13 protein-coding genes are annotated in these 14,854 nt (G+C 61.6%); 6 read left to right on the top strand and 7 right to left on the bottom strand.

The genetic code is table 11. The annotated features are described in order from the left end of the window. Positions 1-341: 341 nt before the first annotated feature. Both ASC85_RS26560 and ASC85_RS26555 read left to right on the top strand, forming a co-directional pair. Positions 342-2,789, top strand: coding sequence for an acyl-CoA dehydrogenase (locus ASC85_RS26560; protein WP_057452012.1), 2,448 nt, complete (start codon positions 342-344; stop codon positions 2,787-2,789). Between the two features lie 102 nt (positions 2,790-2,891). Further along, positions 2,892-3,299, top strand: coding sequence for a PA2817 family protein (locus ASC85_RS26555; protein WP_018604120.1), 408 nt, complete (start codon positions 2,892-2,894; stop codon positions 3,297-3,299). A gap of 319 nt (positions 3,300-3,618) precedes the next feature. Here the strand turns inward: ASC85_RS26555 and ASC85_RS26550 are convergent, their stop codons facing one another. Next, on the bottom strand, positions 3,619-4,617 hold the full coding sequence (locus ASC85_RS26550) for a LysR family transcriptional regulator (RefSeq protein ID WP_057452011.1): 999 nt from the start codon (positions 4,615-4,617) through the stop codon (positions 3,619-3,621). 90 nt (positions 4,618-4,707) lie between these two features. On the opposite strand from ASC85_RS26550, the gene ASC85_RS26545 reads away from it, so the two are divergent. From ASC85_RS26545 to ASC85_RS26530, 4 genes are all read left to right on the top strand, one after another. Further along, positions 4,708-5,334, top strand: a complete 627-nt coding sequence (locus ASC85_RS26545; RefSeq protein ID WP_057452010.1) for a hypothetical protein — start codon at positions 4,708-4,710, stop codon at positions 5,332-5,334. A gap of 478 nt (positions 5,335-5,812) precedes the next feature. Continuing rightward, positions 5,813-7,036, top strand: a complete 1,224-nt coding sequence (locus ASC85_RS26540; protein ID WP_014339530.1) for a type II and III secretion system protein family protein — start codon at positions 5,813-5,815, stop codon at positions 7,034-7,036. A gap of 56 nt (positions 7,037-7,092) precedes the next feature. Next, on the top strand, positions 7,093-7,806 hold the full coding sequence (locus tag ASC85_RS26535; RefSeq protein ID WP_057452009.1) for a tetratricopeptide repeat protein: 714 nt from the start codon (positions 7,093-7,095) through the stop codon (positions 7,804-7,806). A 22-nt stretch (positions 7,807-7,828) separates the two neighbouring features. Further along, positions 7,829-8,098, top strand: coding sequence for a DUF3613 domain-containing protein (locus ASC85_RS26530; protein ID WP_014339532.1), 270 nt, complete (start codon positions 7,829-7,831; stop codon positions 8,096-8,098). A gap of 1,146 nt (positions 8,099-9,244) precedes the next feature. Here the strand turns inward: ASC85_RS26530 and ASC85_RS26525 are convergent. Genes ASC85_RS26525 through ASC85_RS26500 form a run of 6 tightly spaced genes read right to left on the bottom strand, consistent with a single transcriptional unit; the run spans position 9,245 to position 14,854 of the window. Next, entirely contained in the window at positions 9,245-10,210 is a 966-nt protein-coding gene (locus ASC85_RS26525; RefSeq protein WP_057452008.1) for a type II secretion system F family protein, read from the bottom strand. Positions 10,211-10,237: 27 nt separating this feature from the next. Continuing rightward, positions 10,238-11,224 carry a type II secretion system F family protein gene (locus tag ASC85_RS26520; RefSeq protein WP_057452007.1) on the bottom strand — a complete coding sequence of 329 codons (987 nt, stop codon included), beginning with the start codon at positions 11,222-11,224 and terminating at the stop codon, positions 10,238-10,240. Beyond that, positions 11,221-12,663 (bottom strand): CpaF family protein, encoded by a 1,443-nt coding sequence (locus ASC85_RS26515; protein ID WP_057452006.1) that lies wholly within the window; start codon positions 12,661-12,663, stop codon positions 11,221-11,223. The genes ASC85_RS26520 and ASC85_RS26515 overlap by 4 nt, the downstream gene beginning before the upstream one ends. Before the next feature lie 3 nt (positions 12,664-12,666). Then, a complete protein-coding gene (locus tag ASC85_RS26510; RefSeq protein WP_057452005.1) occupies positions 12,667-13,887 on the bottom strand; it encodes an AAA family ATPase in 1,221 nt (406 codons plus the stop codon). Continuing rightward, complete coding sequence (locus tag ASC85_RS26505) at positions 13,881-14,375, bottom strand: TadE/TadG family type IV pilus assembly protein (protein ID WP_057452004.1); 495 nt, start codon at positions 14,373-14,375, stop codon at positions 13,881-13,883. Before ASC85_RS26505 ends, ASC85_RS26510 begins: the two co-directional genes overlap by 7 nt. Next, a complete protein-coding gene (locus ASC85_RS26500; RefSeq protein WP_057452003.1) occupies positions 14,375-14,854 on the bottom strand; it encodes a TadE/TadG family type IV pilus assembly protein in 480 nt (159 codons plus the stop codon). Before ASC85_RS26500 ends, ASC85_RS26505 begins: the two co-directional genes overlap by 1 nt.

Raw genomic sequence — 14,854 nt, 5'->3', positions numbered from 1 at the left:
GGAGCTGTCGAGTGCAACGAGGCTGTGATCTTTCCCCAGACAATTGCATCCTGAGCGAAAGACCGACAGAGCAAGATCAAAAGATCGCAGCCTTCGGCAGCTCCTACGGGGCTTGCCTCGAGTTTATCCACAGCCCCCAGCCAGCGATAACGGCATTCCGGCCAAACAATGGCGCTTTCTCACCTTGTTAACGAACGATTTCCCACGGCTGTTGCCAACCAGACTGGCGCAATGCACCCAGGGTTTCCCACGAAATCAATCACATCGCGCTGACTGCCGGTTTTGCAGATGCCGTCTAAGCTCTGAAGGTCGGTTTTGCCTTGGTTCACGGAGGATTACATATGCTGTTGTTGTGGATACTGGTCCTGGTCGTCGGGATCGCCTGGCTGGCGCACCGGCGCATCGACCCGCTGCCCGCGCTGGGTATCGTCGCGGTCTATCTGTTGGCCATGGGTATTTTCAGCCATGCGCCCGGCTGGCTGCTGCTGATCCTCTGGGTGGTACTCGCCGCTGTCGCGGCCCCGCTGCTGCTACCGGACCTGCGCCGTCGGTATTTCAGTGCGCCAATGTTCGACTGGTTCCAGAAAACCCTGCCGCCCATGTCCGAGACCGAGCGCGACGCCATCGATGCCGGCACGGTGTGGTGGGATGGCGAACTGTTCAGCGGTCGCCCGGATTGGGACTTGCTGCTGGCCTACCCCAAGGTGCAACTGACCGAGGAAGAGCAGGCGTTCCTCGACGGCCCCACCGAAGCCCTCTGCGCAATGGTCAGCGACTGGCAGATCGGCCAGGCCATGGACCTGCCGCCTGAAGCCTGGGCCCATATCAAGGAGCACGGGTTCTTCGCGCTGATCATTCCCAAGGAATACGGCGGCAAAGGCTTTTCTGCCTATGCCCACTCCCAGGTGGCGATGAAACTGGCCACGCGCAGCGGCGACCTGGCCTCCACCGTGATGGTCCCCAACTCCCTCGGCCCGGCAGAACTGCTGTTGCATTACGGCACCGATGAACAACGCGACCATTACCTGCCGCGACTGGCCCGTGGCGACGACATTCCCTGCTTCGCCCTGACCGGGCCGCTGGCCGGCTCCGACGCCGGAGCGATGCCCGACACCGGCATCATCTGCAAGGGTGAATGGGAAGGCCAGGAAACATTGGGCCTGCGCCTGAACTGGGAAAAGCGCTACATCACCCTCGGCCCGGTAGCCACCCTCCTGGGCCTGGCCTTCAAGGCGTATGACCCCGACCACCTGCTGGGTGACGAAGAAGATCTGGGCATCAGCCTCGCCTTGATTCCCACCGGCACTCCTGGCGTGCATATCGGCCGCCGTCACCTGCCCCTTGGCGCCGCGTTCATGAATGGGCCGAACTGGGGCAAGGACGTATTCATCCCGCTGGACTTCCTCATTGGCGGCCAGGACATGCTCGGCAAGGGCTGGATGATGCTGATGAACTGCCTGTCGGTCGGGCGCTCGATTTCCCTGCCGGCGGTGGGCACCGGTGCTGCGAAGTTCACCAGCCTGGTAACGGGCCAGTACGCCCAGGTGCGCGAGCAATTCAACGTACCGTTGTCGGCATTCGAAGGTATCCAGGAAGCCATGGCGCGCATCGGTGGCAACGCCTGGATGATGGATGCTGCGCGCATGCTGACCGCCAACGCCGTGGACCTGGGGGAAAAGCCTTCGGTGCTGTCGGCCATTCTCAAGTACCACCTGACCGAACGCGGCCGCGAGTGCATCAGCCACGCCATGGACGTGCATGGCGGCAAGGGCATCATCATGGGCCCGAACAATTACCTGGGTCGCAGCTGGCAAGGTGCGCCGATCTTCATCACGGTCGAAGGCGCGAACATCCTGTCGCGCAACCTGATGATCTTTGGCCAGGGCGCCATTCGCTGCCATCCGTTCGTGCTCAAGGAAATGGCCCTGGCAAGCCGTGAAGACAAGGACCAGGCACTGGTCGAGTTCGACGCCTTGTTGCTCAAGCACATTGGTTTTGCCGTGAGTAACGCCGCCAGCACCCTGGTGCTAAACCTGGGCCTGGGGCATTTCGAGAAGGCCCCCGGCAATGCCTTGAGCCAGGGATATTTCCGCGCCCTCAACCGGCAGGCAGCGGCATTCGCCCTGCTGGCGGACCTGAGCATGATGCTGCTGGGAGGTGAGCTCAAGCGCCGGGAACGCTTGTCGGCCCGCCTGGGCGACGTATTGAGCAATCTGTACCTGGCGTCCGCCGCACTCAAGCGCTATCACGACCTGGACTCGCCGGACCACATGAAGCCGCTGTTCACCTGGGCCATGGAGGAAAGCCTGGGCCAGTCGGAGCGTGCGCTGGATGAACTGCTGAGCAACTTTCCGAACCGGGTGCTGGGTTGCCTGTTGCGCCTGGTGGTGTTCCCCTTCGGTCGTCGTCACAAGGGCCCGAGCGACAGGCTCGACGCCGAGGTAGCGGCGGTCATCGGTCGGCCCAAGGGTGACCCGACCCTCGAAGAGTTGCTGCAGGGCTGCTATCGCCCGCAATCGACCGACGATCCGGTGGGCGCCCTGCAACACGCCGCTGACCTGCTGGCCGCCGCCCATCCGCTGCACAAGAAACTGCACGTCGCGCTCAAGCAGGGTCAGCTCAACCCGGCGCCGGGCGAACCTCTCATCGACGCAGCCCTGGAAGCGGGTGTGCTGCAAGCCGGTGAAGCGCAGACCTTGCGCGCGGCCGAGGCGGCGCGGCGTAAGGTCATCGATGTGGATGACTTCGATAAGGAGGAGTTGACGCTAGCGCAATACAAGGTCCGTTGATACTGACGGCCAGTACGCTCGTCACCTATAGCTCTTCACCTACAAAAGCAGGCGCAAGGGCTTTATACTCCTGCGCCCGTTTTGCTCTTGAGGACTTATCTCGTGTCCAATGTCGTTGCCGATCACCTTGTCTTGCTTGACCACTTGCGCAGCATCCTGGTCGCCGTGGGTGAGGCCGAACAGGTGCCCGAAGAAAGCCATGCCCTCTTTCTGGAGCGCTTCGACGAGTTGCGCGCGCAACTGCCCGTCGACCCGATCGAAAGCCAGTACCTGGGCCAGGACCTCCTCTGCCAGGTGATCGTCCGTTATCCACAGATCGCCCACCTGGTGCCTCGCGACCTGCTCTGGTACTTCGCCGGCGACTGCCTGCACTACATGCCCGACGAAGAAATCGCCCTGTACCAGGCCCTGGAGGAACGTCGTTTCGAAGCCGAGCAAAACGACGAGCCTTTCGACTGGAACCAGGAAAAGCAATTGCTGGCGATGTCGGAGCAGGACAGCAAGCACTGATTGCGATCCGTCATGCAAAGGCCCGCACGGTTAACCCGGCGGGCTTTTTTTTGCCTAGCCAACGTGTGTTGCCTGGACAGGCCTCATCGCGAGCAAGCTCGCTCCCACACTGGTTTGCGGTTGATCATAAAATTCATGTGCACAACAGACCTCCTGTGGGAGCGGGCTTGCTCGCGAAAGCGGTGGGTCAGCTTGCTGCGATGCTGCCCGTACCATCGCCATCGCGAGCAGGCTCGCTCCCACACTGGTTTGTGGTTGCTCATAAAATTCATCTGCACTGCAGATCCTGTGGGAGCGAGCCTGCTCGCGATGGGGCCGGTCAAAATAACCCATCACTCTCCGGCAACTCATAACCCGTCGCGACCTTGCTGGGGCCACTCCCGTCGCCCACCGTGCTCAAGGTCGGCTCTTTCTCCAGGCACGCCACCAGATAATCAATGAACACCCGCAGCTTGGGCGGCAGGTAGCGGGTCGGCGAATGCAGCAACCACAAGCCACCGTGGTAGGACGCCAGGAACGTCCAGTCGGCCAATACCTGCACGATCAAGCCTTGCTCCAAGGCATGACGGGCGGTGAAGTACGGCAGGCTGCCAATGCCGATGTGCTGCAAGACGGCCCCCAACCGCACGCCCGTGTGATTGGCCGCGTAGCGCCCGTGCACGCCGACGGTGACGGACTTGCTGCCTTTCTTGAACTTCCACCGCGCATCGTTCGGGGTTGCCCCCAGGTAAATGCAGCTGTGTTCCAACAGGTCGTGAGGATGCGTGGGCGTACCGTGTTCCGCCAGGTACTGCGGCGTGGCGCAGAGCAGGTGATCGATGGTCAGCAACTGACGCCCCACCAGCCCGACCGGAGGTTGATCGGTAATCCGGATGGCCAGGTCGACATGATCGTCGATCAGGTCAACCTGTCGATCCTCCAGGAACAGCTCCACATCGACCTTCGGATAACGACGCAAGAATTCGGGCATGTGCGGATGAATCACGAAACGCCCCACCGCCTTGGGCACGCTGACACGGATACGGCCTTCAGCCTCCTGGGTGAACTGCCCACTGATTTCCATCACCGACCGAGCGGCGGCGACCATTTCCTGACAGCGCTTGAACACCTCCTCCCCGCCATCGCTCAAACGCAACTTGCGGGTGGTGCGTTGCAACAAACGGGTCGCCAGGGCTTTCTCCAGGCGAGAAATACTGCGGCTGATGGCCGACGGCGATGAACCTGACTGGCGGGCCGCCTCGGAGAAACTGCCGGTCTCCACGACCTTGACGAAGATGGCCATTTCGGCCAGCAACGGCAACGGTAGATTTGTGCTCATGGCGCAACAGTCCTTTGAAATTTGAACGGATTATCACCCTTTTACGCCCTACCTATAATCCCATCACAATTTCTGATGTGGATATGGCACATGACGCTTCGCCTCTTTTTCCATAGCGATGACCTCAAGGCCAACGTTGAAGTCCTGGATTGCAGCCCCCGGGAGCATGAATTTGCCGTGGTGCTGCACGCCACACTGTTCCATCCCCAGGGTGGTGGTCAGCCCTGCGACACCGGATGGATCGGTGAAAGCCAGGTGCTGCGCGTGGTCCAGGAAGGGCCGCAGATCGTCCATTACGTCGACAGTCCGGTGGCCTTGGGCACGGCGGCGATCAGCGTGGATGCGCAGCGCCGACAGTTGAATGCGCGCCTGCACTCGGCTGGGCACCTGATCGGCCATTTCGCCGAGACCCGTGGCTGGACGCCGATCAAGGCCCATCACTGGCCCGGTGAAAGCCGCGTGCAGTTCCAGCCAGGGGAAAATCCTCAGGAACTGGACATCTCAATGATTCAGCAAGGCATTGACGAATGGATTGCCGATGACCTGCCGCGCCTGATCACGTTGCGCGAAGGCCTGCGCGAAGTCGGTTTCGGTGAACTGACCGCCTACGGTTGTGGCGGTACTCACGTGCAGCGCCTACAGGAACTGGGAACAGTCACCATCGCCTCGCTTTCGCAAAAGAAAGGAACACTGTCAGTGCACTACCACGTGGCCTGATAGCCGCCAGCCCCTGCGACCAGGAGTGGCTCGCAGGCCTCGCCTCCCACTGCCAGATCTGCCCCTGCGAACAGTGCCTCTCAACACAAAAAGACGGATTATTGACGCCTGTTTGAGCGAGACTTTCCCTTCCGTCACTTTTTAGTCATTTTTTTGATTCAGGGCGTGGCGCTTTGCCATGCTTGAACTACCGTCAAACAGAAGCAAGGACGGGGTCGGTAAAACGCTCCTGAAGCGACCTGATCGACACCGTCACTGCCTTCGAAAATCCCGGAGATCCCGGGTACCGAAACGTTGTTTGCAAGCAGCCTGTCGTTCAGTCAGGCCGGTGAAATGCGCCCGTTTGCTTATAGCGACGAGGCCTGAAACCGGCATCAATGAACGGTCAGGCGAGATGGAAAGGGGCAGCCCGGGCCTCTTAAGTGATCCGAGGCAAATAGTTAAGCCTAGGGATGGTCTCTTCATCGAGGATCACTTCATGACCCAGCGCACTGCACCCGTTTTAAAACATTTCATTCATGGCCTGTTCTGGATGGGTCTTGGCTTGGAGGCGGCCCAGGCCGCAGCGGCAAATTGTTCGCAACTGGACAATTTGCCGGCGACCTTCGAGGTCGGCCAAGGGCACCAGAGCGAACTGCGCATCCTCGCCCCCGTGACGAAGTTGGCGGTCGGCGATCCGAAAATTGCCGATGTGCAGCCCAGTGGCAACGATGCCTTCATCCTCACAGGCCTGGCGCCCGGCGCCACCAGCCTGATGGTCTGGACCGACTGTTCGAAGATACCGCGCCAGAGCATGGTCTTTGTCAAAGGCCGGGCCACCGAGGCGCTGACCAGCGCTGCGAGCATCCCCTCCGAAGACCCTATGCTGCTCGCCCAGGTGCAGACCGACATTCGTTTCGTTGAGGTCAGCCGGACCAAACTCAAGGAAGCCTCGACGTCGATTTTCGGCAGCCGTGGCAACTTCCTGTTCGGTTCGCCGAGGACCTTGCCCACCATCGGCGGAGTTGTCCGGCCTTCGTTGCCGGCCAACAACGACATGTTCAACCTGTCTTTCGCCACCGGCCAAACCCTGTTGATGATCAACGCGTTGGAAGGCAGTGGTTTCGCCTATACCCTGGCGCGGCCAAGCCTGGTGGCCCTCAGCGGGCAGAGCGCAAGCTTCCTGGCCGGCGGCGAAGTGCCGATCCCGGTGCCCAGTGCCGGCAGCGACAACGTGTCCATCGAGTACAAGGAGTTCGGTATTCGCCTGACCCTGACCCCCACCGTCATCGGCAAGAATCGCATCGTGCTGAAGGTGGCACCGGAAGTCAGTGAGCTGGACTTCACCAACGCGGTGAACATCGCCGGGACACTGGTGCCAGCACTCACAGTGCGCCGTACCGATACCAGCATCGCCCTGGCCGATGGCGAAAGTTTTGTCATCAGTGGCCTGATCAGCACCCGCAACAGCTCACAGGTGAACAAGTTTCCGGGGCTTGGCGATGTGCCGATCCTCGGCGCGTTCTTTCGCGACAACGCCATCAACCGCGAAGAGCGCGAGCTGCTGATGATCGTCACCCCGCACCTGGTCCAACCGTTGGCTGCCGACGCGCAACTGCCAACATTGCCGGGTGAGCAACTGCGCAATTACGACCCGAATTTCTACCGCATGTACTTCCTCGAAAGTGGCGAGTTTGACAACCGCAGCGGGCTTTCCAAATGAGCCGGCGACTGATGTGCAAGGCATCCGTTCTCCAACGGGTTGCCAAGGGGCATTCAATGAAAACAGTGATCGCATTAGCGGCAACCTTGATGCTCGCCGGTTGTGCCAGCAATGGCGTGGTGGCTTCACGCTCGGCCGATTGCGCCAAGCCAGGATCCGACCAGGAATTGGCCCTGAACATGGCTGAAGACATGGCCAACGAGGGCCGTTTGTACGCCAGCCTGGCAAACCTCGAACGCTTGCCCGAGGACTTGGTCCAGGTCCGCCTGCGCAAGGCCCGGGTGCTGCGCCTGATGGGGCGCAACGAGGCCGCACCGTTGTACCAAAGCCTGCTCGGGACATGCCTGGCCGCTGATGGCGAACATGGTCTTGGCCAGTTGGCGGTCGCCAAAAATGACAATGCGACCGCTACGCAATACCTCGAACGCGCAGCAAAAATGGCCCCGACCGACGGCAAGATCCGCAATGACCTGGGGGTCGTCTACCTCAATCAACGACGCATTTCAGAAGCCCGCTTCGAGTTCATGACCGCCATGGAGCTCCAGCAGTCTGACACGCTGGCCGCGCTCAACATGGTGACCCTGCTGATCTACCAGGACAACTGGAAGCAGGCCGCCGAGCTCGCGAACATGGCCAAGCTGAGCCCCCAGCAAGTGGCGGATGCCCAGGCCCGTGCGGAAAAGATCAGGGGCTCGGCCCCTCAGGCAGTGACGTCACCCCCCAACCGCCTGACCGAAGTTGTCGATGCTTCAACCGGCGCGGTCAAGTAGAGCGTTACGAGGAGTCCAGAAAATGATGACCAAACAATTGATGATCGTGTGCATGGTGGGCCTGTCCAGCAGCGCCTGGGCCATTGAGCCTGGCCCCTCTTCGCCAGCACAGCAAGGCACCGAGAGCTGGATGCAACTGCAGATTCGCGGCGTGGTGGCCTCCACCAACCTGCAAACCGCCTCGTCCGCCGAACGCGAGATGGCCATGCAGCGTTGGCTCAACAGCTTCAACTACCCGATCCCGGAGTTCTTTGACCAGGACTCGGCAGGAGAAATCACCAGCAGCAAATGAAGCACGCTGGAAACGAAAAGACCGCAGCCCTCGACAGCGCCTACATTTGATCCGATGTAGGAACTGCCAAGGGCTGCGGTCTTTTGACTGACCGCCGGAAAAACCTGGGGCCCCCAACACTCATGTAACTGACCCACCGCTATCGCGAGCAGGCTCGCTCCCACATTAATTGGATCGGGGTACGACTGGGAGAGTCAGGTCGGCTGTCAGGCCGCCTCGCCGAGCAAGCTTTGCTCCCACAGGTCCTGCTCAAACAGATCTGATGGGTGCACGACCGGGAGAACCAGGCCGGCTGTCAGGCCGCCTCGCGAGCAAGCTTTGCTCCCACAGGTCCTGCTCANCTCAAACAGATCTGATGGATGTACGACTGGGAGAGTCAGGTCGGCTGTCAGGCCGCCTCGCGAGCAAGCTTTGCTCCCACAGGTCCTGCTCAAACAGATCTGATGGGTGCACGACCGGGAGAACCAGGCCGGCTGTCAGGCCGCCTCGCGAGCAAGCTTTGCTCCCACAGGTCCTGCTCAAACAGATCTGATGGGTGTACGACCGGGAGAGTCAGGTCGGCTGTCAGGCCGCCTCGCGAGCAAGCCTTGCTCCCACAGGTCCTGCTCAAACAGATCTGATGGGTGTACGACCGGGCGAGCCAGGCCGGCTGTCAGGCCGCCTCGCGAGCAAGCTTTGCTCCCACAGGTCCTGCTCAAACAGATCTGAGGGGTGCACGACCGGGAGAGCCAGGTCGGCTACTAGGCCGCCTCGCGGTGGACGTTGATCTCGGCGCCCCGTTAACCACGATGGCCGAACGCAGGCATTGCGCAGTGGGCATCCCGGCATGGATGCCGGGATAGCTGCGCGGGGCCATGGATGGCCCTTCGCGGCGGCCCACGGAGCAATGCCTTCGTTCGGGCATGCCGAGCCTAAGCGAGGCACCGAGTGGTGGGCCATGAAGCGTTTTGCTTACTTTTGACTGGGCCGGCTCCCGGGCTTCTCAAAAGTGAGTCGCCGTCAGGGCGAAACCCTAAGCAGCCGTTACCGCAGGAATGGATATGTACCCGGTCAACAAGAGCAAGGCCAGCCGTCAGGCCGCCTTCGCGAGCAAGCTCGCACACAATGGGACTGTGGTAAACACAAGACTCATGAATACCCACCGATCTACATATTCCCAAAGGCCCTGAACACACCGATCATGGCCGGACCAATGGCAACCAGGAAAAAGCTCGGCCACAGGCAGAAAATCAGCGGAAAGATCAGCTTGGTGCCAATCTTGGCCCCCATTTCTTCCGCAGCCTGGGTACGCCGGTCGCGAAACTCATCGGCGTAGATCCGCAGGGTATCGGCCACGCTGGTGCCGAATCGGATACTTTGCGCCAGCAGGCTGACCAGGCCCTGGATATCCTCCAGGCCAGTACGCACGGCCAGTTGCTTGAGGGCCTCGGTGCTGGTGATGCCCGCCCGGATCTGCGCATTGACCAGCGCCAGTTCCTCGGCCAGTTCGACCTGGCTGACCGACATCTCTTCAGCCACCCGCTCGATCGTCGTAGGTAGCGCCAGGCCCGACTCGACGCAAACCACCATCAGGTCCAGCGCATCCGGGAACGCGGCGCGCAGCCGGCCTTGGCGTGCCTGCTTGCGCTTGCCGACGTAGATCGCCGGCAGCAACCAACCGATGCCCGCCACGAGAGTCACCCCCAGCAAGCCGATGGCCACTGAAACCTTGACCATCGGCAATAGCAACAACGCAACGCCGACCAGCAACAGCGGCAGCATCAGGCGCACGGCCCAATACATCTGCACCGCCGAGGCAGACCGGTAACCGGCGTGGGTCAGTAAGGTCTGGGTGGCCGACGTGTGGGCCTGGTCGGTCGAGGCAAAGCGCTGGCCAACCCGCTCCAGCAAGAGCTGCAGGTTACCGGGTGCCTCCTGCCCTGCGATGTTGCCAGCGTAACCGCGCTTGATCAGCGCCAGGCGCCGCTGCACCGGATCCTGCAGGCCCAACATCAACAGCAGGAGCGCGACGGCCGCCAGCACCGCGCTGAGGCCAATCGCGGCAATGAACAATAGGCGTGCCAGTTCTTCGTTACCGGTAAACCGACTCAACAATCCGAGCAAAAAGTCCATGACTGAAACCTCTCGGCGCGACAGCGCTTAAACCTGGATCCGGATGATCTTTCTTATCCAGAAAATCCCGATCAACATGGCGCAGAACGCGCCGATGATCAGCTTGTGCCCTATGGGGTCATTGATCAGCACCGGCATGTAGCTGGGGCTGGTGAGCACGATGGCGATCGCCAGCACGAACGGGATCGCCACCAGCACCCAGGCCGACATGCGCCCTTCCGCCGACAGCGTCCTGATCTTGCGCTGGAAACGAAACCGCCCACGAATCAAGCGACTCAGGCGTTCCAGCACTTCGGTCAGGTTGCCGCCGGTCTCGCGGTGGATGAGGATCGAAGTCACCAGCATCATCACCGTCATGCTCGGCATGCGCTCCAGCAGGCCGAGCATGGCCCGGCGCACATCGTTGCCATAGTTGATGTCGGAAAACGTCATGCCGAATTCCTGGGCGACCGGCCCTTTGTGCTCCTCGGCGACCAGGCGCAGGGTTTCGTTGAACGGGTGCCCGGCGCGCAAGGCACGGCACATGGCGTCCAGTGCATCCGGCAAACCTTCCTCGAAGGCGGCGAAACGCTTGTTGCGGTCACGCAGGATTTTCAGCACCGGTAGCCAGGTCGCGACGAACGTCGCCAGCAGCGCCAGCCACCAGATCGGCGAGACCATCAGCACCAAGGCACCCGCCGCCGCCCCCAGGGCCAGACCGAGCAGCATGACCCGATAAGCGCGGTATTCATGCCCGGCCTGTTCGATCAGTTGGGTCAGGTTGGCCATGAACGGCAGCTGTTCCAGGCGCGCTTCCAAGGGGGACAGGCGCGTCAGGTATTTCTGCCGCAACACGGTCTGCATGTTGGGCAAGTGGTTGGCTTTCTCCAGTACATGCAGGCGCCCGCGAATGCGCTTGCGCATCCTGCCGGCCTCGCCGAACACCGGCACCACCACGCCCTGGGACAGCAGGAATACGGCGATGAACACCATGCCAAGGAACATCAGGATGAATTCACTGGGGATATTGTTCATGACGTCCGGCCCTCCATCCACTCAGGACGAAACAAGGTCAGCGGCAGTTCGATGCCACGCTTGGCCAGCACATCGCGGAAGGCCGGGATCATGCCACTGGGCCGATACTCCCCGAGCACCTCGCCATGTTCACCGATGCCCTGGCGCACGAAGGAGAAAATTTCGGTCATGGTGATGATCTCTCCTTCCATCCCGTTGATCTCTTGCATGCTCACCACGCGTCGCTTGCCGTCTTCTTGACGCTCCAGTTGGATCACCACATCGATGGCCGAGGCAATTTGTTGACGCATGGCCTTGATCGGAAAAGTCGCCCCAGTCATCGACACCATGTTCTCGACTCGCCCCAACGCATCCCGTGCCGTGTTCGCGTGGATGGTGGTCAAGGAGCCGTCGTGGCCGGTGTTCATCGCCGTGAGCATGTCCATCGCCTCGGCGCCGCGCACCTCGCCAATGACAATGCGGTCCGGACGCATCCGCAGGCTGTTGCGCACCAACTCCCGCTGGCTCACCTCGCCGCGCCCCTCGATGTTCGACGGGCGGGTTTCCAGGCGTACCACGTGGGGTTGCTGCAGTTGCAACTCGGCCGAATCCTCAATGGTGACGATGCGTTCGTTGTGGGGAATGAAACTGGACAGCACGTTGAGCATGGTGGTCTTGCCGCTGCCGGTGCCGCCGGAGATCAGCACGTTCAGGCGCCCGCGAACGATGGCCTTGAGCAGCAAGGCAATGGCCGGGGTCATGGTGCCGACCTGGATCAGGCTGTCGGTGTTGAGCAGGTCCACGGCGAAGCGCCGGATCGACATGCTCGGACCGTCGATGGCCAGCGGTGGAATGATCGCGTTGACCCGCGAACCGTCCTTGAGCCGGGCGTCCACCAAGGGCGAGGACTCGTCGATACGTCGCCCCAAGCTGGAAACGATGCGGTCGATGATGTTCAGCAAATGCTGGTCGTCGCGAAAACGCACGTCGGTGCGTTGCAACTTGCCGAAGCGTTCGACGTAGACCGAGGCAAAGCCGTTGACCAGGATGTCGGACACGCTATGGTCGGCCAACAACGGTTCCAGCGGCCCGAGGCCGAGCACTTCATCGGTGATCTGCTTGATGATCAATTGCCGGCTGGCCGTACTCACCGGTGCCGAATGTTCCTCGAGCAGACGTTGGCAGATATCGCGTATCTGCCGCGCGGCCTCGACTTGTTCCAGGGTATCGAGCAACGACAGGTCCATGACCTTGAGCAGTTGCTGGTAGATCTTTTCCCGCCACTCGGCCTCCACCGGCGTGACCTGGCTGCGGGTTTCGTACAGCACGTCGGGGATAGCTTGCTCCCAGGCCATCAACGCGTCTGTCGGGTCCGGCAGGCCGTCGCCGGGTTGGGCGCCCGCTGAAGTGCCAGGTTTGGCGGGCTGTTTGCGCAAGCGGTTACGAAAGTCGCTGATCATGGGTCATCCCCCGAAAAAACGGTTGAAGGCGCGTTTAAGCAGGCCCTTGTCTGTGGCCATCTGGTGACCGACCAGGTCTTCGGTCAAATCGCGCAGGGCGGCGGTGATTGCCGCCTTCGGCGCATGCAGCCCCAACGGCACGCCAGTGTTCTGACTCTGGCTGACCAGGTTGAAGTCATTGGGCAATTTCGACAGGTTCGGGCAACGCAGGGCCTCGCCGATGTCCTTGAGGCTGACGGCGGCGTTTTTGTCATAGCGGTTGATCACGATCTGCAACTGATCCCCGCGCACGCCCAGGTCTTCGCGAAGGATGCGCACCAGGGCACTGGCATCGCGCAGGTGGCTGACGCTCTGTTGCACCACCACATACACCCGGTCCACCTGCTCCAGCACCGAGCCGGTGAGGTGATCGATCTGCCGCGGCAGGTCCACCACCACCCAGTCATAACTGGCGCGGGCCAGTTGCAACAGGGCGTCGAGCTGTTCCGGTTGGGCATCCTGGGGCAGGCACAACTCACCAGCCCGGCCACCCAGTACGTGCAGGGTCGGGCTGAAGTGGCTGCAAAAGCCCCGCAGCGCGACGCTGTCCATGTCGTCGACCTGTTGCAGTACTTCCAGATGACTGTGGGACTGCGCCACGTCCAGGTAATGGGTCACGCTGCCAAATTGCAGGTCCATGTCCAGCAGCAAGGTATTGCCTGCCCGGGCGCTGAGCTGCTGGGCCAGGTTGCACGCCACCAGGGTCCCGCCGGAGCCACCCTTGGCGCTGATCACGGCGACCAGCTTGCCCTCGTTGCCACTGCCCAGGCGCACATCCGCGACCAGACGATTCAACGCCGCCACCAATTCGGTATCGGCGATGGGTTCGGGCAGCACGTCCCGGGCGCCGGCCTGCATCGCCAGGCGCATGCCCTCCTGCTCACCCAAGGGACCACACACCAGCATCGGCGGACGTTCATGGGCCGGACGCTGCAGCAAGGCTGACAACTCTTCGCGCCACAGGTGGCTGACGCGTAGCAGCAGCAGGTCGGGCATGCGGTCCAGACCGTAGAGCGGGTCCACATGGCCGTTGCTGACCAGGCGTGTGCTCACCTCCAGGCCAGGCATGCGCTGGCAGACGCATTGCAGGTCACGCAGGGACGTGGCATCGCGGCTGCTGATCAGTATCCGCAGCCCGGCTCTGCCAGTCGCGGTCGAAAGCGGAGTTTCCCTAGTGTTCAGCATGGTGTGATCTCCCCGGAATCGGAATGACGCCCAAGGCTTTCGCGTGGCAAGGTTGCCCGGAACGCGGGCAAGGTAATGGGCACGCCTAACCCGGGAATGAACAGGTTGAAAACGAAGTTCTGCACGCTCAGCCGAACATAGCGGATGGCACGAAAGCCGGTGGCGCCGGACGTGTCGGCGGGGTTCGCTACCACGGCGCCATTGACGTCCAGGTAGGTCAGCGCCAGGTTCGAGGTCGCCAGGTTGCTGATCAGTTGACTGGTGCCGGCGTCCGTCGCGGCGTTGAAGATGGCCCGGCGCAACACCACCGGGTCGCTGATATTGCACACTGCCGCCAGGCGCACACCGCGCCGCGCCGCTTCATCCAGCGCGTTGACCGTAAAGTACAGCCGGCCCATTTCCACCACGCCGAACAGCAGGATGAACACCAGCAAGCCCACGAAGGAGAACTCCACGATGTAAGTGCCGCGCATGTGTTTGTTATTCATCACAGCGCCCTCATGACAGTGGTTGCGACCAACTGGATGCCCAGCGGAATGGCATTGCCGAAAAACCCTGGGATCGAACCCGTGCAGTTGCCCGCACCAATCACCGGGCAGAAGGGGTAGGTGATGGTGACGCGCACATGATCGATGCCCTCAGCGGCGACCTGCACGTGAGCCGTGGTCAACCCTGACACCACGGCGGTGCCGGTAGCACTGGGCACGCCATACACCGCAACGTTTTTTGTCTGGGTCAGCAACGTGTTGTTCAGCGTGATGCTGCCCAGGGTGGTGTTCCACGCCTGACTGGCGACGAAGCGGTCGGCATCGCGACTGGCCTGCAACAGCACGTTGTACTGGTAGAGCATGCGACCGAACTCACCGAAGGCCAGCAGCAACAACAGCAGCAACGGCAGCACCAGGGTGAACTCCACCAGCGCCACGCCTTGTTGGGCTTGTGCTGGTTTGAAATGAGAAAGTCCCAT

The organism is Pseudomonas sp. Root401 (genome assembly GCF_001425105.1).
Lineage (GTDB): Bacteria > Pseudomonadota > Gammaproteobacteria > Pseudomonadales > Pseudomonadaceae > Aquipseudomonas > Aquipseudomonas brassicacearum.
Note: the sequence above shows the minus strand (reverse complement) of the source record. Positions and strands in the feature narration are given on the sequence as shown.